This is a genomic window from Pseudomonas sp. A125, from assembly GCF_055409485.1.
In genome coordinates, this window is record NZ_JBUZVP010000030.1 from 33,184 (window position 1) to 53,379 (window position 20,196).

16 protein-coding genes are annotated in these 20,196 nt (G+C 62.7%); 13 read left to right on the forward strand and 3 right to left on the reverse strand.

All coding sequences use genetic code 11. The features are described from left to right. Positions 1–16: 16 nt before the first annotated feature. Positions 17–784 carry an SDR family oxidoreductase gene (locus ACZRN6_RS29545; RefSeq protein WP_322145627.1) on the forward strand — a complete coding sequence of 256 codons (768 nt, stop codon included), beginning with the start codon at positions 17–19 and terminating at the stop codon, positions 782–784. On the opposite strand, the gene ACZRN6_RS29550 is transcribed toward ACZRN6_RS29545, so the two are convergent. Continuing rightward, positions 785–1,228 (reverse strand): carboxymuconolactone decarboxylase family protein, encoded by a 444-nt coding sequence (locus tag ACZRN6_RS29550; protein WP_322145628.1) that lies wholly within the window; start codon positions 1,226–1,228, stop codon positions 785–787. A gap of 162 nt (positions 1,229–1,390) precedes the next feature. On the opposite strand from ACZRN6_RS29550, the gene pdxR reads away from it, so the two are divergent. After that, a complete protein-coding gene (gene pdxR / locus ACZRN6_RS29555; RefSeq protein ID WP_322145629.1) occupies positions 1,391–2,824 on the forward strand; it encodes a MocR-like pyridoxine biosynthesis transcription factor PdxR in 1,434 nt (477 codons plus the stop codon). A gap of 84 nt (positions 2,825–2,908) precedes the next feature. Continuing rightward, complete coding sequence (locus ACZRN6_RS29560) at positions 2,909–3,310, forward strand: cupin domain-containing protein (protein WP_322145630.1); 402 nt, start codon at positions 2,909–2,911, stop codon at positions 3,308–3,310. 134 nt (positions 3,311–3,444) lie between these two features. Here ACZRN6_RS29560 and ACZRN6_RS29565 read toward each other — a convergent pair whose 3' ends face one another. After that, positions 3,445–4,074: a DNA-3-methyladenine glycosylase I gene (locus ACZRN6_RS29565; RefSeq protein ID WP_322145631.1), complete on the reverse strand. Its 630-nt coding sequence runs from the start codon at positions 4,072–4,074 to the stop codon at positions 3,445–3,447. 232 nt (positions 4,075–4,306) lie between these two features. On the opposite strand from ACZRN6_RS29565, the gene ACZRN6_RS29570 reads away from it, so the two are divergent. The 3 genes from ACZRN6_RS29570 to ACZRN6_RS29580 all read left to right on the forward strand — a co-directional run bounded on the left by ACZRN6_RS29570 (position 4,307) and on the right by ACZRN6_RS29580 (position 7,162). After that, positions 4,307–5,617, forward strand: coding sequence for a C4-dicarboxylate transporter DctA (locus ACZRN6_RS29570; RefSeq protein WP_322145632.1), 1,311 nt, complete (start codon positions 4,307–4,309; stop codon positions 5,615–5,617). Between the two features lie 139 nt (positions 5,618–5,756). Beyond that, a complete protein-coding gene (locus ACZRN6_RS29575) occupies positions 5,757–6,461 on the forward strand; it encodes a FadR/GntR family transcriptional regulator (RefSeq protein WP_322145633.1) in 705 nt (234 codons plus the stop codon). A 17-nt stretch (positions 6,462–6,478) separates the two neighbouring features. Continuing rightward, entirely contained in the window at positions 6,479–7,162 is a 684-nt protein-coding gene (locus tag ACZRN6_RS29580) for a GntR family transcriptional regulator (RefSeq protein WP_322145634.1), read from the forward strand. Between the two features lie 171 nt (positions 7,163–7,333). Here ACZRN6_RS29580 and ACZRN6_RS29585 read toward each other — a convergent pair whose 3' ends face one another. Beyond that, the gene (locus tag ACZRN6_RS29585; RefSeq protein ID WP_464009498.1) at positions 7,334–12,193 is read right to left on the reverse strand and encodes an NAD-glutamate dehydrogenase; all 4,860 of its coding nucleotides are present in this window, start codon (positions 12,191–12,193) and stop codon (positions 7,334–7,336) included. 469 nt (positions 12,194–12,662) lie between these two features. Between ACZRN6_RS29585 and ACZRN6_RS29590 the strand changes: the two genes are divergently transcribed. From ACZRN6_RS29590 to ACZRN6_RS29620, 7 genes are all read left to right on the forward strand, one after another. After that, entirely contained in the window at positions 12,663–13,019 is a 357-nt protein-coding gene (locus tag ACZRN6_RS29590) for a hypothetical protein (RefSeq protein ID WP_322145636.1), read from the forward strand. Positions 13,020–13,338: 319 nt separating this feature from the next. Then, a complete protein-coding gene (locus tag ACZRN6_RS29595) occupies positions 13,339–14,298 on the forward strand; it encodes an AAA family ATPase (protein WP_003218556.1) in 960 nt (319 codons plus the stop codon). Between the two features lie 5 nt (positions 14,299–14,303). After that, positions 14,304–15,236 (forward strand): DUF58 domain-containing protein, encoded by a 933-nt coding sequence (locus ACZRN6_RS29600; protein ID WP_322145637.1) that lies wholly within the window; start codon positions 14,304–14,306, stop codon positions 15,234–15,236. After that, complete coding sequence (locus ACZRN6_RS29605; RefSeq protein ID WP_464009499.1) at positions 15,233–15,727, forward strand: DUF4381 domain-containing protein; 495 nt, start codon at positions 15,233–15,235, stop codon at positions 15,725–15,727. The genes ACZRN6_RS29600 and ACZRN6_RS29605 overlap by 4 nt, the downstream gene beginning before the upstream one ends. Beyond that, positions 15,720–16,808 (forward strand): vWA domain-containing protein, encoded by a 1,089-nt coding sequence (locus ACZRN6_RS29610; RefSeq protein ID WP_322145639.1) that lies wholly within the window; start codon positions 15,720–15,722, stop codon positions 16,806–16,808. The genes ACZRN6_RS29605 and ACZRN6_RS29610 overlap by 8 nt, the downstream gene beginning before the upstream one ends. Continuing rightward, positions 16,805–18,547 (forward strand): tetratricopeptide repeat protein, encoded by a 1,743-nt coding sequence (locus ACZRN6_RS29615; protein ID WP_464009500.1) that lies wholly within the window; start codon positions 16,805–16,807, stop codon positions 18,545–18,547. The genes ACZRN6_RS29610 and ACZRN6_RS29615 overlap by 4 nt, the downstream gene beginning before the upstream one ends. Further along, positions 18,544–20,184 carry a BatD family protein gene (locus ACZRN6_RS29620; RefSeq protein WP_464009501.1) on the forward strand — a complete coding sequence of 547 codons (1,641 nt, stop codon included), beginning with the start codon at positions 18,544–18,546 and terminating at the stop codon, positions 20,182–20,184. Before ACZRN6_RS29615 ends, ACZRN6_RS29620 begins: the two co-directional genes overlap by 4 nt. The last annotated feature ends 12 nt before the right edge of the window (positions 20,185–20,196 follow it).

Genomic DNA, 20,196 nt, shown 5'->3' on the forward strand with positions numbered 1-20,196 from the left:
TCTTCAAGGAAAAACCATGTCCAAGACTCAACTGTTCGACCTCGACGGCAAGATCGCGTTTGTTTCCGGTGCCAGCCGTGGTATCGGCGAGGCCATCGCCAAGTTACTGGCCCAGCAAGGCGCCCACGTGATTGTGTCGAGCCGCAAGATCGACGGCTGCCAGCAGGTGGCCGATGCGATCATCGCCGACGGCGGCAAGGCCACGGCGATTGCCTGCCATATTGGCGAAATGGAACAGATCACCAGCGTCTTCGCCGCGATCCGCGAACAGTTCGGCCGCCTGGATATCCTGGTCAACAACGCCGCCACCAACCCGCAGTTCTGCAACGTGCTGGACACCGACCTGGGCGCGTTCCAGAAGACCGTCGACGTGAACATTCGCGGCTATTTCTTCATGTCGGTGGAAGCCGGCAAGCTGATGCGCGATAACGGCGGGGGCAGCATCATCAACGTGGCATCGATCAACGGTATTTCGCCGGGCGTGTTCCAGGGCATCTATTCGGTGACCAAGGCGGCCGTGATCAACATGACCAAGGTCTTTGCCAAGGAGTGCGCGCCGTTCGGCATTCGTTGCAACGCGCTGCTGCCGGGCCTGACCGACACCAAGTTCGCCTCGGCCCTGGTCAAGAACGACTCGATCCTGAAAATGGCCCTGGCGCAAATCCCGCTCAAGCGTGTGGCCGACCCGAGCGAAATGGCCGGCGCGGTGCTGTACCTGGCCAGCGATGCGTCGAGCTACACCACCGGTGTTTCACTGAATGTGGACGGTGGTTTCCTGTCCTGATCATTCGTTGGGCGGTTGCTGGCGAAACCCGACCGCCAGGCGGTTCCAGGCACTGATACTGGATACCGCCATGGTCAGGTCCACCAGCTCCTGCTCACTGAACTCCACGCGTATGGCCGTAAACAGTTCGTCCGGCACACCGGAGGTCGGCAGCGTGGCCAATGACTCGCTCCAGGCCAGGGCAGCCTTCTCCCTTGCGGTAAAAAACGGCGAGTCGCGCCACACGCACAGGGCAAACAAGCGCCGCTCGCTCTCCCCGCGCTGGCGCGCCGCCATCGAATGCATATCGGTGCAGAACCCGCACTGATTGAGTTGCGAAACGCGGATCCTGATCAGCTCCAGCAAAGGTTTTTCGATGGACAAGCCGAAGGTCGCCGCTTCCAGCATCAGCATGCCCTTGAGCGCTTGTGGCGAAGCCGTGTAGTAATCCAGGCGAGCTTCCATCGGTGTGGCCCCAGTGGTCAATGCAATGACTGGCCAGCCTAAAGGCCGCGCGGCATAAGCCCTATAGCCAAAATGCCGGTTTATGCAGGGACCACTTTGGCGGTACCGAGCCGCAGCGGTTGCGAGTAACCTTGCCAGGGATCGATCGCCTCTGGATGAACCATGGAACTGCACGTCATCATCAACGGCCGCAAGGACCTGGCCGAACAACTTTACCAACAACTGCGAGCGGCCATTGAGTCGGGGCAACTGGCGGCCGGCGCACAACTGCCGCCCAGCCGGCTGCTGGCCGAGCAACTGGGCGTGTCGCGCAAGACGGTGTCCGACACCTACGCCACGCTGACCTACGAAGGCCTGCTGGTGGGCAAGATCGGCCGTGGTACGTTCGTCAACGCCCGGGCGCCGCGTTCCGAGCGCTTGCAAACCGCCACCGACCTGGCCTGCGCCGCCAACCTCGCCAAGTGGCAATCGCTGCCCTCGCCCATGCGCCACCCGACCCGGGACAGCACCCTGCGTTGTGAATTTATCGGCGGCGCCACCACCCGCAGCCAGTTCCCCCAGGAAGAATGGCGCCGCTGTACCCAGGACGCCTTACGCCGCATCGCCCAGAACAGCGGTTACTACAGCCAGCCTGAAGGCTTGCCGGCCTTGCGCAGTGCAATCGCGGGGCACATTGCGTTTTCCCGCGGGGTCAAATGCCGCGATGACGACATCGTGGTCACCAACGGCGCCCAGCAGGCACTGGACTTGATCGCCCGCGTGGTGCTGGAACCGGGAAGCATCGTGGCCATGGAAGACCCGGGCTACACCCCCGCACGCCTGATGTTCAACGCGGTGGGCGCGACGGTCGTGGGCGTGCCGGTAGACGAACAGGGCATTCAGGTTGAATTGATTCCCGATGGCACCCGGCTGATCTATGTGACGCCTTCCCATCAGTTCCCCCTCGGCATGCCGATGAGCCTGGCACGTCGCGAGGCCTTGCTGGCCCGGGCTTTCGAGCTGGGCGCGATCATCATCGAAGACGATTACGACAGCGAGTTCCGCTACGAAGGCCGCCCCACCGACTCGCTGCAAAGCATGGACACCCGAGGTGTCGTCACCTATGTGGGGACCTTCTCGAAAACCCTGCTGCCGGAACTGCGCCTGGGCTACGCCGTGCTGCCACCGGCGATTTTTGGCGCGGTGCTCAAGGCCAAGCAACTGACCGACCAGCACAGCTCCACCCTGCCGCAATGGGCGCTGGCCAAGTTCATCAGCGAAGGCTATCTGCTCAAGCATATTCGTCGCTGCCACACCGTGTACGCCGGGCGCCGGGAGCGCATTCTCAAGCGCCTGGCCGGCGACCTGTCACCGTGGTTCGAAGCCGTGCCCACCGTGGCCGGGTTCCATATGGCGGCGCTGTGCAAAGTGGCGGTGAATATCCCGCTGCTGATGGAGCTGGCCCGCAAGGTCGAGGTCGGCCTGTATCCGTTGAGCGTGTTCTTCCATGACGCGCCGATACGCGACGGTTTGATCATTGGTTTCGGCGCCATCGAAACCCTGGACATCGACCCGGCACTGGACAAGGTGCGCGACATCCTGCAAGAGATTGGCTGAGGGATTTTCCGGCAGATTGGTTATTGGTCGCTCCATTACCAGCGCGTAGGGTGAAGAGGTCTAAAATCTCTGGGAAGCATCGCCATGAAAATACTGCTCGGCACCACCCTGCTGCTGGTCTCGTTAAGCGCCTTTGCCCACGACCCGGTGTACAACCAGGAGAAAATCAACGTATTGCAAGAACACGCCCTGACCAACGTTCCGGGCAAGAAAACCGTCATGCTCACCGTGGACTACGCCCCGGGCCAGGCCACCGTGCCCCATAGCCACACCGGCACGGCCGTGGCCTATGTGCTGGAAGGTGCAATCACCTCGCGGGTCAACGATGAAAAGGCGATCACCTACACAGTCGGCCAGTCGTTCTATGAACCTGCCGGCTCGCGGCACTTTGAATCCAGCAATGCCAGCCAGACCCAACCGGCGAAACTGCTGGTGGTGATGGTGATGGATGACAAGGCCGACGTGCTCACGCCGCTGCCCCACTAACCCGCGCCACCGCACCCTCCTGTGGGAGCTGGCTTGCCTGCGATAGCGGTGTATCAAACACAGTTGTGTTTGTTGACCCACCGCTATCGCAGGCAAGCCAGCTCCCACAGTTTTAACCGCGCACAGTCAGTGGCTCAGGGTCGTTTGAAGTGGCGGCGCAGGTGTTCGATTCGAGGCCGGCAGACGCACCCTTCCAGGTGGTCGTTGACCATGCCCATCGCCTGCATGAACGCATACATCGTGGTCGGCCCCACGTAGCTCCAGCCGCGTTTTTTCAGGGCCTTGGACAAGCGCGTTGAAGCGGCTGAAGTCGGGTTGGCCGCCCAGTACGCCATGTCCACCACCGCCGGACGTTCATCGGCGGCAGGTTCAAACGACCACAGCCACGCCGCCAGCGAGCCGGTTTCATCCACCAGCTCACACGCACGCCGAGCGTTGTTGATGGTGGACATGATCTTGGCGCGATTGCGTACGATGCCCGGGTCGGCCATCAATCGCTCGATGTCCTGCTCGGTGTACTGCGCCACCCGGCGAAAATCAAAACCCTCGAACGCCCGTCGAAACGCCTCGCGCTTGCGCAGGATGGTGATCCACGCCATGCCCGCCTGAAAGCCTTCAAGGCAAATCTTCTCGTACAGCGCGATGTCATCGCTGACGGGCACACCCCATTCGTGGTCGTGGTAATGCGGGTATTGCGCCGCCGCCGTGCGCCACGTACAGCTCGTGACGCCCGCCGCGTCCGTGATCAATCCTGGGATATCCATAACTCACCTTGTTAACCAAGCCCTGGATGATAAGCGAAAAAAATTCCGTGCCGCCAACCGCTCAAGTACCTGGCTTGCGAACCAACTGGTCTGACCGGGACCTGCCATCCCCGTAATATTTACTTGCGACTTGAAAAAACCCGAGCGTAGACTGGCCCCGCACTGGACAAACCGGTCATACCACAACAATTAAGCCCTGGACCCACCAGGGCACCGAATAGAGATCCTTCCCATGCTCAGATGGTGCTCGCGTTCGATTTTCCTGCAAGTCGTGATTGGCCTGGTCATCGGCATAATCTGCGGCCTCGCCCTTCCCGAATTCTCCTCGCAACTCAAACCCCTGGGTGATGGCTTTATCAAGCTGATCAAAATGCTGATTGGCCTGATCGTATTCTGCGTGGTGGTCAGCGGTATTTCCGGCGCTGGCGACTTGAAGAAAGTCGGACGCATCGGCCTCAAATCGGTGATCTACTTTGAAGCGCTGACCACCGTGGCGCTGGTGATCGGCCTGATCATGGCCTTCAGCAGCGGGATCGGCACCGGTGCCAATATCCACCTGGAACAATTGTCGTCCGCCGGCCTGAATGAACTGGCAGACCGCGGCCAGCACATCAAGGGCACCAGCCAGTTTCTGATGGAGCTGATTCCCAACTCGGTGATCGGCGCCTTTGCCGACAACAACGTGCTGCAAGTGCTGCTGTTCTCGGTGTTGTTCGGCAGCGCGCTGAACCTGGTGGGCGAAGCCGCCTCCGGCATTTCGCGGCTGATCAACGAACTGAGCCACGTGATTTTCCGCATCATGGGCATGATCGTGCGCCTGGCGCCCATCGGCGTATTCGGTGCCATCGCCTTCACCACCAGCACCTACGGCCTGGACTCCCTGCAACACCTGGGCAGCCTGGTGGGCCTGTTCTACCTCACCTGTTTCCTGTTCGTCGCGGTGATTCTGGGCCTGGTGATGCGCCTTTCGGGCCTGCGGATGCTGCCGCTGCTCAAGTACCTGCGCGAAGAACTGTTGATCGTGATGGGCACCGCGTCCTCCGATGCAGTGTTGCCGCAGATCATGCGTAAACTGGAGCATCTGGGCATTGGCAGCTCGACCGTCGGCCTGGTGATTCCGACCGGGTACTCGTTCAACCTCGACGGTTTTTCGATCTACCTGACCCTGGCCATCGTGTTTATCGCCAACGCCACCGGCACGCCGCTGTCGATGACCGACCTGCTGACCATCCTGCTGGTGTCGCTGATCACCTCCAAGGGCGCCCACGGGATTCCGGGGTCGGCATTGGTGATTCTGGCGGCGACCCTCACCGCGATCCCGGCGATTCCAGTGGTGGGCCTGGTGCTGGTGTTGGCGGTGGACTGGTTCATGGGCATTGGCCGGGCGCTGACCAACCTGATCGGCAACTGTGTCGCCACCGTGGCCATCGCCCGCTGGGAGAAAGACATCGATATCCAACGCGCCAACAAGGTGCTGGACGGGCAACAAGGGTATGCCTTCCAGGCGAAGAAACCGGTCTTGCCGGCGCACCAGGAGTTCTAACTCTTTCCCGACAACACACCACTCCAATGTGGGAGCTGGCTTGCCTGCGATGGCGCCGGGTCAGCAAATGAATTTTTGACTGATAACCGCTATCGCAGGCAAGCCAGCTCCCACACTAGATCATCAAGGAGGCATCGACGTGATCAGCACCTCAACCGTCGTCAATTCAGTCGTAGAAAAACTGCGCGCCGCCCTGGCGCGGGGCCAGTGGCGGCGCGGCGAGATGCTGCCCGGCCAGCGTGAACTGGCCGAGCAAATGGGCATCAGCCGCCCAAGCCTGCGTGAAGCGGTGATCGTGCTCGAAACCCTCGGCCTGGTGCGCGCCATGCCTGGCAAGGGCGTGGTGGTGCTGGAAACCACCCTCAGCGAACCCCATGCCCAGGACAGCGGCGTGGCCGACGCCAGCCTCGAAGACATCCTGCAACTGCGCTACACCCTTGAGCCGTTTATCGTCGGCCTGGTGGCCCAATCCATCAGTAGCAAGGAAGTCGGGCAACTGCGCCTGACCTTGATGGACATGCGCGAAGCCCTCGACGCCGGCGACAGCGAAGCCGGCATGAACGCCTACATCGCGTTCCACGAAGAGCTGTTCGCCCTGACGTCCAACCCGATCTTCCAGAACGTGGTGCAACAAACCAGCAACGCCCTCAAGCAAAGTGCCCAGGTGTTGCGCAACTCCCCCGAACACCTGGCGGAACGCTTGCAGGAAAACGACGCCGTGGTGCGCGCCATCCGCAACAAGAACAGCGCCCTGGCCAGCGCCGAAATGCGCCGGCACATCCTGCAGGAAGGTTTGCGCATGGGCATTCGCCTGAACATCCCGGATGACCATCTGGGTAGCTGACTTCCAGGAGACCGCGCATGACCGCTCACGCCCTGCACACCCCGTTCCCCATTACGCCGTTGCGCCTGGTGGGCAAGCCGAAACTCTCGGTGGACGACATCTACCCGGCACTGTTCGACGCCATTCTCGAGCAACGCATCGCCCCCGCCAGCCGTTTTACCGAGGAGAGCCTCGGGCAAAGTTTTGGTGTCAGCCGCAGCGTGATTCGCCGGGTGCTGGCGCGGCTGTCGCACCAGCAAGTGATCATCCTGCGGCCCAACCACCGCGCCCAGGTTGCGGCACCGGATGCACAACAGACCCAGCAGATTCTCGAGGCGCGGCGCCTGACGGAAATCACCGTGGTGCAGTTGGCGTGTGCCCAGGCGAAACCGGCGCAGATCCGCCAACTGCGGGAGTTGATCGCACGAGAGCGCGATTGCATCGAGCGTGACGAGCGCGGGCCGGCGATTCGGCTCTGCGGCGAGTTTCACCTGCAACTGGCAGCGATTGCGGGTAACGCGCCGCTGGCGCAGTTCCTCAACAGCCTGGTGCCGCTCACCTCATTGGCGATTGCGCAGTTTGAGGCCAAGGCCTGCACGTATTGCGCATGGCAGGAGCACATGGCGATTGTGGATGCGGTGGAGCAAGGCGATGCCGGCAAAGCCGTAGCCTTGATGACTCAACATCTGGACCATCTGGAAGCCAGGCTACTGATCACGTAGCAGCTGTCGAGCCTTGGCGAGGCTGCGTCGGCGGTGTGTCTGATACACCGCAAACGCAGCCTCGCCAAGGCTCGACAGCTGCTACGCAGAGCCAACCCTGTAATGGCGCACACAAAAAAGCCCGGTATCTTTCGATACCGGGCTTTGGGTTTTACCGCTCAATCAAGCCGGTTACAGCACCGATTGACCGCTCAACGCCAGGTCCAGCAGCTCACGGTTGGCCACCGCGTACATGGCGTAGTCCGTGCCGACCGCTGCACGAATCTCAACCATCATGGCGCGCCAGCGATCAGCCATGTCCTGGTGCTGCTCAAGCCACAGGGCCACGCGGGCTTCCATGTCTTCTGGCGCGTCGGCCATTTGCAGTACAGAAATGGTGATCGCCCGTTGCTGCCAGTCCACATCGTCGCGGAAGGCTTCGCGGGCCTGGGCCTGCCAGTTGTTGCCCACGGGCAGGCTGCTGATTTGCTGCAGGTACCACGGCAAGTCCAGGGCGCTGCCGACAGCGAAGTAAGCCTTCGCAACGTCTGCCGCACTTTGGCCGGTCACGTCGGCGGCTTCGATGATCGGCAGCAGGGTGTACAGGTGGGTCGTGCCTGCAACCATGCGCGCCAACAACTCTGGCACACCGGCTTCGACGTAAGCCTGGTAACGGTTCTGCCAGCCTTCGCGGGTCGGACCTTCCAGCAGTTCGTCGAGCTTGAGGCCCAGCGCGGCAAGGTGCGGACCGAAATGCGCAACATCGCGCCCGGCGTCCTGCTCGTTGCGACGGCTACGCAGGAACCAGCGCGTGGCACGACGGCCCAGGCGCATCAGCTCATCCATCAGCTCCAGTTGCACGTCGGCCGACACCTGGTGGTCCAGGGCTTCGATCTGACGGAACCAGTGCGGGAGGTGGAAGATGTCACGCACGATCACGTAGGCGCCCGCCACGTTCGCCGGGCTCATGCCGGTGGACTCTTTGAGCCGCTGAACGAAGGTGATGCCCATGTGGTTGACCAGGTCGTTGGCGATCTGGGTGCTGACGATCTCGCGCTTCAGACGGTGGCGACGCATGGCTTCGGAGAACTTGGCCACCAGGCTCGGCGGGAAAGCGGTCTCCATGTCACGGGTCAGGTAGTCGTCATCCGGCACCAGGGATTTGAGCAGCGCTTCCTTGAGGTCGATCTTGCTGTAGGAGATCAGTACCGACAGCTCCGGACGGGTCAGGCCCTTGCCTGCGGCGGCGCGCTCGTTGAGCTGCTCCTCGGTCGGCAGGTACTCGATGGCGCGGTCCAACTTGCCACGGCCTTCCAGGTCGCTCATCAGGCGCTTGTACTCGGCAACACGCTCAAACGCTTTGCGGGCAGCCAGGGACAGGGCCTGGGTTTGCTTGTAGTTGTTGCCCAACACCAGGCTGCCGACTTCGTCGGTCATGCTCGCCAGCAACTGGTTGCGTTGCTTGTCGGTCATGTCGCCAGCCTGCACCACTTCGTTGAGCAGGATCTTGATGTTCACTTCGTGGTCGGAGCAATCCACACCACCGGCGTTGTCGATGAAGTCGGTGTTGGAACCGCCGCCATTGAGGCCGAACTCCACACGGCCCAACTGGGTCATGCCGAGGTTACCGCCCTCGCCCACCACCTTGCAGCGCAGCTCGTTGCCGTTGACGCGCAGGGCGTCGTTGGCCTTGTCGCCCACATCGGCGTGGCTTTCGGTGCTGGCCTTGACGTAGGTACCGATGCCGCCGTTCCACAACAGGTCTACCGGTGCCTTGAGCAAGGCGTTCAGCAGTTCGGTCGGGGTCAGCTTGTCGGCCTGGATGTCGAAGCGTTCTTTCATCTGTGGCGAGATGGCAATGCTCTTCGCGCTGCGCGAGAAGATACCGCCGCCTTCGGACATGATGCTGGTGTCGTAGTCGGTCCAGGACGAACGCGGCAGGTCGAACAGGCGCTGGCGTTCAGCGAAGCTGTTGGCCGGGGTCGGGTTTGGATCGATGAAGATGTGCAGGTGGTTGAAGGCCGCGACCAGTTGCAGCGTGTCGGACATCAACAGGCCGTTACCGAACACGTCGCCGGCCATGTCGCCCACGCCCACTACAGTGATGCTGTCTTGCTGGACGTTGATGCCGCGCTCACGGAAGTGGCGCTGCACGCCCACCCACGCGCCCTTGGCGGTGATGCCCATTTTCTTGTGGTCGTAACCGGCAGAACCACCGGAGGCGAACGCATCACCCAGCCAAAAGCCGTAGTCGATGGCAATACCGTTGGCGATGTCGGAGAAGGTCGCAGTGCCCTTGTCCGCCGCAACAACCAGGTACGGGTCGTCGTTGTCGTGGCGCACCACGTTCAACGGTGGCACCAGGGCGCCGTCTTTCAGGTTGTCGGTGATGTCCAACAGGCCCGAAATGAAGATGCGGTAGCAGGCGATGCCTTCGGCCGCGATCTCGTCCCGACCGCCGCCCAATGGCAGGCGACGCGGCAGGAAGCCGCCCTTGGCGCCCACCGGCACGATCACCGAGTTCTTCACTTGCTGGGCTTTTACCAGGCCGAGCACTTCGGTACGGAAGTCTTCTTCACGGTCAGACCAGCGCAGGCCGCCGCGAGCGACGTTGCCAAAGCGCAGGTGCACGCCTTCAACCCGTGGCGAGTAGACGAAGATTTCAAACTTCGGCACTGGCTTGGGCAATTCAGGAATTGCATGCGGGTTGAACTTGAAGCTGAAGTACGACTTGTTCTGACCGTTGGCGTCTGCCTGGTAGAAGTTGGTCCGCAAGGTGGCCTTGATCAGGTCCAGGTAGCGACGCAGGATGCGGTCTTCGTTGAGCACCTGAACGTCGTCCAGGGCCGTGAGAATCGCTTGCTCCAGACGTTGCTGCTTGTCTTCGAGGTCTTCGGCGGTGAGCTTGCGCGCCAGGTAGAAACGGGTCTTGAACAACCGGGTCAACTCGCGAGCGATGTCGGTGTGGTTGTTCAGGGTGCTGGCGATGTAACCCAGGTCAAAGCCCAGGCGAATCTGCTTCAGGTAACGGGCGTAGGCACGCAGCAGCGCAACATCGCGCCATGGCAGGCCGGCAGTCAGCACCAGGCGGTTGAACGCATCGTTCTCGGCATCGCCATTGACGATGTGCACGAACGCGTCCTGCAGGGTGTCGTTGAGCTGCTGGATGTCGAGGTTCAGGCCTTCGGCGGCGGTGAACGCGAAATCGTGAATCCAGAACTCGCGACCGTTGGCATGACGCAGGCGGTACGGGAATTCACCCAGTACGCGCAGGCCGAGGTTTTCCAGGATCGGCAATACATCGGACAACGCCAGCGGGGTGTCGGCGTGATACAGCTTGCAATGCAGCTCGCGCTGGCCGGAGACCTGGCCCAGCGGCTGGTAGAAGCTCATCACCAGCGGGTTGGCTTCGGTGAGGCTGAGCAAGTGCTGCATGTCGACCACGGCCGAATGCGCCGCGAAACGCTCGCGGTAGCCGGCCGGGAAGCCTTTCGGGAAATCCGCCAGCACGTTGGTGCCATGGGCTTCGCCGAAGCTTTCCACCACCAGGCTGGAATAATCGTCCTGCCAGCTGCGGCAAGCCTGCACCACTTCTTTTTCCAGTTGCAGCGGGTCGATGTCCAGGCGGTTCTTCGGGTCTACCCGCAGGATCAACTGGACACGCGCCAATACGGATTCGGAGAAGAACGTCCAGAATTCGCAGTCCGAGGCTTTAAGGCGATCCATCAATACTTGCTGGATTTTCTGGCGCACTTCGGTGGAATAGATGTCGCGCGGCACATAGGCCAGGCAGTAGCAGAAGCGGCCGTACGGGTCTTTGCGCAGGAACACGCGGATCTTGTTGCGTTCCTGGATCTGCACGATCGACATCACGGTGCTGAACAGTTCGTCCACCGGGGTCTGGAACAGATCATCACGGGGCAGCACCTCGACCACCTGGGCCAGTTCCTTGCCCAAGTGCGCCTTGGCCTGGAAGCCCGAGCGACGCTCGATTTCCGCAACCTTGCGACGGATATACGGGATCACCCGCACGCTTTCGCCGTACACCGAAGAGGTGTAGAGGCCCATGAAGCGGCATTCCTTGACGACCTTGCCGTTGGCATCGATCTGGCGGATCGACACGTAGTCCGGGTAGGCCGGGCGGTGCACGCGGCTTGGGTGAGCGGCCTTGGCGAACGACAGCACAGCCGGTTCACGCAGGTAGTTCACTGCGTAGTCTTCGATGCGCAGGTCATCGGCGGTGAGGCCGGGGCGCAGCAGCTTGGTCAGACCGAGGAACGAGTTGGCGTCATATTCAATATGGCCGCCGTCCGCCTCGTCACGTACCACAAACTCTTCATAGCCGAGGAAGGTGAAGTGGTTGCCCACCAGCCATTCCAGGAAGCTCTTGATCTCGGCTTTTTCTTCGCCGTCGATCACGTACGAGCTGGTGTCGATACCGGCCAGCAGTTCCTGGACCTTGGCCTTCATCGGTTCGAAATCGGCGACAGCAACGCGCACTTCGCCCAGCACCTGCTCAAGTTCCTTGCTCAGGACATTCAGCTCGGCGGCGTTGGCGCAGCGGTCGATTTCCAGGTACATCAGCGATTCTTGCTGAACATCGTCGCCCTGGGTGCCTTTGGTCAGGATTTCCAGCAACTCGCCCTTCTTGCCGCGACGCACGCTGAGGACGGTGGTTTGCAGGGTGTGGATGCTGTAGCCACGGCGGTTCAGCTCGGTACGCACCGAGTCCACCAGAAATGGCAGGTCATGGTGCAGCACTTCGACCGCGGTGTGGGTCGATTGCCAGCCGTGACGTTCGTAATCGGGGTTGTAGACCCGCACTTGCGGTTGGGTGTGATCAAAGCGCTCAAGCAGGCGCCAGGCAGACAGGGTGCAACCGGCCAGGTCGGACAAGCGACGCTGGGTCAGTTCATCCAGGGAAATAATGCCGAAAAATTGTTCAGCGAACAGCGCCACTTGTGGCAGTGCCTGTTCACTGATGTGCTGCGCCAGTGCCGCTTGCAGTTGGTGCTGGAAGTCGGCTTTGCTGGCTGCGGTGAAGAACGCCATCTGTGGTACTCCGCTTGGGCTTGTTATTGATGGAAGCGTCGCGTGTTATCCCCTTACGGGGAGACCGTCAGCTCTGTTCGCGGTCTACAGTAACGAATTCAGAGCGACAGGTGGGTGAAGCTGGACAAGACAATGAGGTCACATTCAACTTCCATAAGACGCGCACCTTGCCAGGTGACGGTACGACGGGCAGGTCAGACTCCCGGCAGAGGCGCATCCGTTGCGCAGCTTAACGAGTGTAGGAAGCAGGCTGCTTGCGACGCTGCGACATATTCGGTCATCGGCACGCTGCTGGCGGGTTGCGACTTGGGCAACCGGGTGTTTTCAGACAAATCCCGGGGCGCCGAGTACCAGAAATGACCGATACAGCCCGCCAGGTCATGCCATAAGGTCTGACACACGATGCAGCACAAAATTCGCCGCGATGGCACAATTGCCCTGCTTCGCCCTCCCCCAGACAGGATTAACCATGCCATTGCAACTCACCACCGCCCACCTGATCGTCAACCCGTGCGATGACGAAGAAGACAACATGGCCATGCTCTGCTGCCACGGTGACAAGGGCGAGATGTTCATGGTCAGCCGTTATCCGGATGAGGACGAGGTGGAAATCACCTGGGATTACGAGCCGTCGACCCTGGACGGGCTCAAGATCACTCTGGGCGCCACGACTTTGCTCGTGGAGATTGGTGCGGCGGACGCCGATGCGCTGGGTGGCAACGACCATCTGGAAATCACCCACGGCACCGCCGAGTCGGACCTGGCCGAAGTGGAAGAAACCCTGCAGAACATTCTCAAGGGCACCGGAACCTATATCCGGATCTAGCCGCCAAAATCTATCAATGTGGTGAGGGAGCTTGCTCCCGCTGGGCTGCGAAGCGGCCCCAAACCAGCCGACTGCGCTCTGCCTGGAAAAACTTGGCAGCCTTGTTGGGGCTGCTGCGCAGCCGAGCGGGAGCAAGCTCCCTCGCCACAAAGACCACAAAGGTAAGTGCCAGCCGGCAAAAACCTCGGATATTTCCCACATTTCCCAAAAAATACCCCCCGCGCCGTTAGTCGTCAGCCCCTGCGATGCATTAAAGTAACGCCCCCAGGCTTGGCATTTTTCACAACGCCCAGTCTCACCTCTCCAGGAACCGTCACCGATGGAACATCGTGAAGCGCTGCTTGCGCTGCGAACCTTTCTTTCAACGCAGATTCTCGGCCAGGAAAAACTCATCGAGCGCTTGCTCATTGCCCTGCTTGCCGATGGCCACATGCTGGTTGAAGGCGCTCCCGGCCTGGCCAAGACCAAGGCCATCAAGGAGCTTGCCGAAGGGATCGAAGCACAGTTCCATCGCATCCAGTTCACCCCCGACCTGCTGCCTGCCGACATCACCGGCACCGAGATCTATCGCCCGGAAACCGGCAGCTTCGTGTTCCAGCAAGGCCCGATCTTCCACAACCTGGTGCTGGCGGACGAAATCAACCGCGCCCCGGCCAAGGTGCAATCCGCATTGCTCGAAGCCATGGCCGAACGCCAAGTCAGTGTAGGGCGCAGCACTTACGAGCTGTCGCCACTGTTTCTGGTGATGGCCACGCAAAACCCAATCGAGCAGGAAGGCACCTACCCGCTGCCCGAAGCCCAACTCGACCGCTTCCTGATGCACGTAAAAATCGGCTTCCCCGATGCCGCCGTCGAGCGCCGCATTCTGCAGCAAGCCCGTGGCGAGGCGCTCAACGGCGAGACCAAGCCCGAGCGCCGGGTCAGCCAGCAGGCGATCTTTGCCGCGCGCAAGGAAATCCTCGGCCTGTACATGGCCGACGCGGTAGAGGAATACCTGGTGCAACTGGTCATGGCCACCCGCACCCCGGCCAAGTTCGACCCGGAAATGGCCGAGTGGATTGCCTACGGCGCCAGCCCCCGTGGCTCGATTGCGCTGGACCGCTGCGCCCGGGCCCACGCCTGGCTGGCCGGTCGCGACTTCGTCAGCCCGGAAGACATCCAGGCGGTGCTGTTCGACGTGCTGCGCCACCGCATCATTCTGTCGTTCGAGGCCGAAGCGGCCGGCATCGACCAGGACCGCGTGGTGCAACGCATTCTCGACGTCGTTGCCGTCGCTTGACGCCCATGAACGCTGGCGATGGAACCCGTATCACCCTGAGCGAATTGATCGAGATGCGCCATCGCGTGCGGGAAGTGCAGCTGTTTTCCACGCCGAGCCAGCGCAGCCCGCTGATCGGCCTGCACCACTCCAAACTGCGCGGGCGCGGGGTCGACTTCGACCAGGTGCGGGTGTATCAGGCCGGCGACGATGTACGCACCATCGACTGGCGCGTCACCGCGCGCACCCAGGAGCCGCACACCAAGCTGTTCCATGAAGAGCGCGAACGGCCGATCTTCATCATGGTGGAACAAAGCTGCCGGTTGTTTTTCGGCTCGGGGCAGATGTTCAAGTCGGTACTGGCGGCCCAGGCGGCAAGCCTGATCGGTTGGGCGGCGCTCGGCCACAATGACCGGGTTGGCGGCCTGGTGTTCGGCGACAGCGAGCACTACGAAATCAAACCCCGGCGCAGCAAGCAAAGCCTGCTGCAATTGCTCAACCGGCTGGTGCGGGTCAACCAGAGCCTCAACACCGAACGCCGCCCCGAAGCCGACGCCCTCGGCATGGCCTTGCGCCGCGCCCGGGAAGTACTGCGCCCGGGTAGCCTGGTGATTGTGATCTGCGATGAACGCGCCCTGACCGAAGGCGCCGAGCAACAGTTGAGCCTGCTGTCGCGGCATTGCGACCTGCTGCTATTGCCCGTGTCCGACCCGCTGGACCATGCCCTGCCCGCCGCCGGGCTGCTGCGCTTCACAGAACGCGGCGCACAGCTTGAGTTGGACACCCTGAACTTCGACCTGCGCCAAGCCTACAAGGCCCAGGCCGAGGCCCGCAGCGCGCGCTGGGAATTGCTCGCGCAAAAGCTGCGCGTGCTGTTGATGCCCTTGAGTACCCAGGGTGAAATGGTTGAGCAACTGCGCGAATACCTGAACCCGCAACGCCCGGTTAAAAAGCAATGAGCGGCCTCGACCAACTGCAACCCCTGATCGCCCCGCCGGTGGTCGGCTTCTGGCCGCCCGCACCGGGCTGGTGGTTGTTGCTGCTGATCATTCCGTTGGCGGGCTGGGGCCTGTGGTGGTTGCGCCGCTTCCTGCCGGCCAAGCGCCCGTTGACGCGTGCCGAACAACCCCTGGACCCGCTGCGCATCGCCGCCCTTGCGGAGCTGGCGCTGATGCCCAAACCGTACGACGGCGCCCCGGCCGGTGCCTGGCTGCAACAACTCAACGGCCTGCTCAAACGCCTGTGCCGCAACGACTACCCCTACAGCCAGAGCCATACACTCAATGGCCGCAAATGGTTGGCGTTCCTCGACAACCGTTGCCCCGCCGCCGGCCTGACCCGCTGGATGGTGCTGGTGGAAGGTGCCTACAAGCCCGAATGCAAACTCGACGACAAGGCCATCGCCGGCCTGACCCAAGCCGTCGACACCTGGATTCGCAAACATGTTTGAGTTCGCCTGGCCGTGGATCTTTGCCCTGTTGCCATTGCCATGGTTGCTGCGGCTCATCCTGCCGGTGGCCGACAGCGGCGAACCGGCGCTGAAAGTCAGCTTCCTCACTGACCTCGAAGGGCTGGCCCGCCGTCGCGCGAGGGTCAACCTGCCGGGCTGGCGCCAGCAAGCGCCGTTCGTGTTCCTGTGGCTGTTGCTGTTGACCGCCGCCGCCCGCCCGGAATGGCTGGGCGAACCCCTGCCGATTGCTGCCAGCGGCCGCGACTTGCTGGTAGCGGTGGACGTCTCCGGCTCGATGGACTTCCCCGACATGCAGTGGCAAGACGAAGACGTCAGCCGCCTGAGCCTGGTCAAGCACCTGCTGGGGGATTTCCTGGAGAGCCGCGAGGGCGACCGCGTGGGATTGATCCTGTTCGGCAGCCAGGCTTATCTGCAAGCGCCACTGACCTTCGACCGACGCACCGTGCGCACCTGGCTGGATGAAGCACGGATTGGTATCGCCGGTAAAAATACCGCGATTGGCGACGCCATCGGCCTGGCCCTTAAGCGCCTGCGCCAGCGGCCTGCGCAAAGCCGGGTGCTGATCCTGGTCACCGACGGCGCCAACAACGCCGGCGAAATCGACCCGCTGACCGCCGCGCGCCTGGCCGCGGAAGAAGGCGTAAAAATCTACCCGATCGGCATCGGTGCCGACCCTGAGCAAACCGGATCCCTGGGCATCCTCGGCGTCAACCCGAGCCTGGACCTCGACGAACCAGCCCTCAAAGCCATTGCCGAGGCCACCGGGGGCCGCTACTTCCGAGCCCGCGACGGTAACGAACTGCTGAAGATCAAGGAAACCCTCGACCAGTTGGAACCCGTGGCCCAGCAACCCACCCAGGCCCGCCCCGCCCAGGCGCTGTACAGTGCGCCACTGGCGCTGGCGCTGATCCTCAGCATGCTGCTGGTGATCCAGGAACGCTGGCCGGATAACGCCCTGCAACGCCTGCTCAACAAACTTTCCAGCAAGGGCCGTTTCCTGCAACCCAATCCTGAATGGCGCGAACGCCTGAAACGCCTGCGCTTACGGAGGCGTCGATGATCGCCCTGTGGCCGCACTGGTTCCGCCCGTGGTGGCTGTTGCTGCTGCCGCTGCTCGGCTGGTTGCTGTGGCAACTGTGGCACCGCCAGAAACGGGCCGGGCGCTGGCAGATGATTCTGCCGCCGGCCTTCCACGCCGCGCTGCTCAGCGGCGGCAGTGGCCGCGAAAGCAAATCGCCGTGGGTGGTGCTCGGCAGCGCCTGGTTGCTGGCCGTGCTGGCATTGCTCGGCCCAAGCTGGGAGCGCGTCGAGCAGCCCAGCCAGAAACCCGCTGACCCGCTGGTGGTGTTGCTGGAACTGACCCCGGAAATGCTCGCCACCGACACCCCGCCCAGCCGCCTCGAACAGGCACGGCGCAAGCTGTTCGACCTGCTCCAGGCCCGCAGCGATGCGCAGACCGCCATCGTGGTCTACGCCGGCAGCGCCCACACGCTGGTGCCGCTTTCCGACGACCTGGCCACCAGCCATAACCTGCTGGAAGCCCTGCGCCCCTCGATCATGCCCGAGCCCGGCCACCGCGCCGACCTCGCCGTGGAAAAAGCCCTGGACCTGCTCAAGCACGGCGGCCTCGGCCAGGGGCGGCTGCTGCTGATCGGCTCGTCGCTGTCCAAGCAGGAACGCCAGGGCATCCGGCTGTTGTTGCAAGGCAATCAGGCGCCGAGCTTGTCGATCCTCGGCATCGGCAGCCGTGAAGGCACCCCGGTGACCCAGGAAAGCGGCGAATTCCTCAAAGACGCCCAGGGTGCGATCCTTGTACCGCGCCTGGACAGCCCGACCCTCAAGGCCTTCGCCAGCGAAATGGGCGGACTCTATCGTCAGGCGCGCCTGGACGACAAGGACCTGCGCCACCTCGGCCTGCTGGACGGCCCGCAAAAGCTGCGCAACGACGGGCAACTGCTGCACCTCGACACCTGGGCCGACCAGGGTTACTGGCTACTCTTGCCGCTGTTGTTGCTCGCCGCCTGCGCCGGGCGCCGTGGCTGGCTGTTCTGCCTGCCGTTGCTGTTGTTGGGCGCGCCGCAGCCCAGCTACGCCTTCGAGCTTCAGGACCTGTGGCTGCGCCCCGACCAACAGGGCCAGTTGCTGCTGAAGCAAAAACGCCCGGCCGAGGCTGCCGAACGTTTCGAAGACCCGCAATGGCAAGGCGTCGCGCTGTATGAGGCTGGCAACTACGCCGAAGCCGCCAAGCGCTTTGCTGAAGGCAGCGATGCCTATTCCCACTACAATCGAGGCAATGCCCTGGCCAGGAGCGGCGAACTGGAAGCTGCGATAGACGCCTACGAACAGGCCCTGGAGGCCCAGCCAGACCTGCAACCGGCGCTGAAGAACAAAGCCCTGGTGGAACGCCTGATGCAGCAGGCGCCGAACAAAACCGACCCGGACAAACCTGCAAAAAACGAGGATGACGAAACCACGCAACCCGGCCAGACTGCGCAACCGGGCGCCAGCAGCCAGACCGGCACCGGTGGTGAGCAGACGTCCCAAGGCCAGGGCGAGCCCGGCGCCACCGACACCCAAACCGGCGCCACGCCACACGCCGGCAGCAACGAGGTGCCCGGCAGCGAGTTGGGGGATGAGCAAACCACGACGCCGCCCCTGCGCCCCGCCAGCAGCACGATCGAAGGCGAACAGCGCCAGGCCCTGGAACAATGGCTGCGGCAGATCCCGGACAACCCCGGCGAACTGCTGCGACGTAAATTCTGGTACGAACAGCAACAACATCAGGACAAGACTCGATGAACCGCTGCACCGCCCTTCTTCTCACCCTCGTGTTGTGGGCCAGCCAGGCCCAGGCGGCCGGCCTGGTGGCCAGTGTCGACCGCAGCCGCATCAACTCCGGGGAGACGGTGGAACTGACGGTCGAGTCCAACGACGTCACGCTGTTCGGCAAACCGGACCTGGCGCCCCTGGACCCGCTGTTTGAGGTGAGCGGCACCCGCCAGATCAACCAGCTCACCACCCTGGGTGGCGACAACCACGCCACCACCCGCTGGATCATCACCCTGCTGCCCAAGGAGAACGGCACTGTAGTAATTCCGCCGTTGCAGATCGGTGAACTCAAGACCCAGCCCATCACCCTGCAAGTGGTAGAAACCACCAGCCAGGACACCGAGACCCAATTGGCCCCGGTGTTTATCGAAACCACCCTCGATCAAGACAGCGTCTACGTCCAGGCCCAGGCACTGCTGACCGTACGCGTCTACCATTCCGTGTCGCTGTACGACGACAGCAGCCTCACGCCGTTGCAGCTCGCCGATACACGCATCGAACAACTGGGCGAGTCGCGCACCTACGAGAAAGTCATCAATGGCATTCGCCATGGCGTGATCGAAACCCGCTATGCGATCTACCCGCAGCACAGCGGTACGTTGACGATCCCGGCGCAGGTTTTCAGCGCCACGCTGGTAGAGCCACGGCCCGCCCAGGACAACAACCCACAAGGCTCCAAACCCGGCAAGCTGATCCACGTCAGCTCACCGGAACTGGCTCTGGCCGTCAAGGCCAAGCCTGCGCTGTACCCGGCAGACGCGCCCTGGCTGCCGGCACGCAGCCTGACCCTGACTGAAAGCTGGAACCCCGAGCCGGATCACGTGCAGGTCGGCGACTCCCTGACCCGCAGCCTGACCCTCAAGGCCGAAGGCCTGGCCGGCGCCCAGCTTCCGCCGTTGGCACTGAGCGACATTCCCGGCCTGCGCCGCTACCCGGACCAGCCGGTATTGAGCAACCAGAACAACGACCGCGGCCTGATTGGCAGCCGTGAAGACCGCGAAGCGCTGGTGCCCAACCGCGTCGGTGCGCTTGAATTGCCGGCGGTGGAAGTGGTGTGGTGGAACACCCACGAAGACCATCTGGAACGCACCAGCCTGCCGGCCCGCACCCTGCAGGTAGCGACCAACCCGAGCCTGATCGTAGACACTCCCGCCAGCCCGACCGTGGTCACCGCGCCGGACAACGACAGCCTGTGGCTCTGGCAACTGACCAGCCTGATCCTGGCCTGCACCACCCTGCTGGGCTTCGGTTTATGGTGGCGTGCGCGCTGGCAGCCGGCAGTCCTGCGTGCCGCGCAAACCGGCCCAAGCCCGCGGACGTTGCTGGACGACCTCAAGCGCGCGAGCCAGGCCAATGACCCGCAAGCCACGCGCCAGGCGCTGGATGCGTGGGCACGGCAACAGCCGGAGACGCTGGCGGACATGGCGGCGCGGTTTGTGCCGTTATCGGATGCGTTGGACGGGTTGAACGGCGCGCTCTACAGCGAGACTGGGCAGTATTGGCAGGGTGAAGAACTGTGGCGGGCGGTGAAAGCGATTCCGACGGCGGAGCGCGAGCAGGACCCTGCGGGGGATAGCACCAGCTTGCCGCCGCTGTATCCCAAGTAGCGCCACTTTTAC

Bases quoted from the DNA above. Each gene is read 5' to 3' on its own strand.
- ACZRN6_RS29545 (WP_322145627.1), top strand. From the start codon at position 17: ATGTCCAAGACTCAACTGTTCGACCTCGACGGCAAGATCGCGTTTGTT.
- ACZRN6_RS29550 (WP_322145628.1), bottom strand. From the start codon at position 1,228: ATGGAAGCTCGCCTGGATTACTACACGGCTTCGCCACAAGCGCTCAAG.
- pdxR (WP_322145629.1), top strand. From the start codon at position 1,391: ATGGAACTGCACGTCATCATCAACGGCCGCAAGGACCTGGCCGAACAA.
- ACZRN6_RS29560 (WP_322145630.1), top strand. From the start codon at position 2,909: ATGAAAATACTGCTCGGCACCACCCTGCTGCTGGTCTCGTTAAGCGCC.
- ACZRN6_RS29565 (WP_322145631.1), bottom strand. From the start codon at position 4,074: ATGGATATCCCAGGATTGATCACGGACGCGGCGGGCGTCACGAGCTGT.
- ACZRN6_RS29570 (WP_322145632.1), top strand. From the start codon at position 4,307: ATGCTCAGATGGTGCTCGCGTTCGATTTTCCTGCAAGTCGTGATTGGC.
- ACZRN6_RS29580 (WP_322145634.1), top strand. From the start codon at position 6,479: ATGACCGCTCACGCCCTGCACACCCCGTTCCCCATTACGCCGTTGCGC.
- ACZRN6_RS29585 (WP_464009498.1), bottom strand. From the start codon at position 12,193: ATGGCGTTCTTCACCGCAGCCAGCAAAGCCGACTTCCAGCACCAACTG.
- ACZRN6_RS29590 (WP_322145636.1), top strand. From the start codon at position 12,663: ATGCCATTGCAACTCACCACCGCCCACCTGATCGTCAACCCGTGCGAT.
- ACZRN6_RS29595 (WP_003218556.1), top strand. From the start codon at position 13,339: ATGGAACATCGTGAAGCGCTGCTTGCGCTGCGAACCTTTCTTTCAACG.
- ACZRN6_RS29600 (WP_322145637.1), top strand. From the start codon at position 14,304: ATGAACGCTGGCGATGGAACCCGTATCACCCTGAGCGAATTGATCGAG.
- ACZRN6_RS29605 (WP_464009499.1), top strand. From the start codon at position 15,233: ATGAGCGGCCTCGACCAACTGCAACCCCTGATCGCCCCGCCGGTGGTC.
- ACZRN6_RS29610 (WP_322145639.1), top strand. From the start codon at position 15,720: ATGTTTGAGTTCGCCTGGCCGTGGATCTTTGCCCTGTTGCCATTGCCA.
- ACZRN6_RS29615 (WP_464009500.1), top strand. From the start codon at position 16,805: ATGATCGCCCTGTGGCCGCACTGGTTCCGCCCGTGGTGGCTGTTGCTG.
- ACZRN6_RS29620 (WP_464009501.1), top strand. From the start codon at position 18,544: ATGAACCGCTGCACCGCCCTTCTTCTCACCCTCGTGTTGTGGGCCAGC.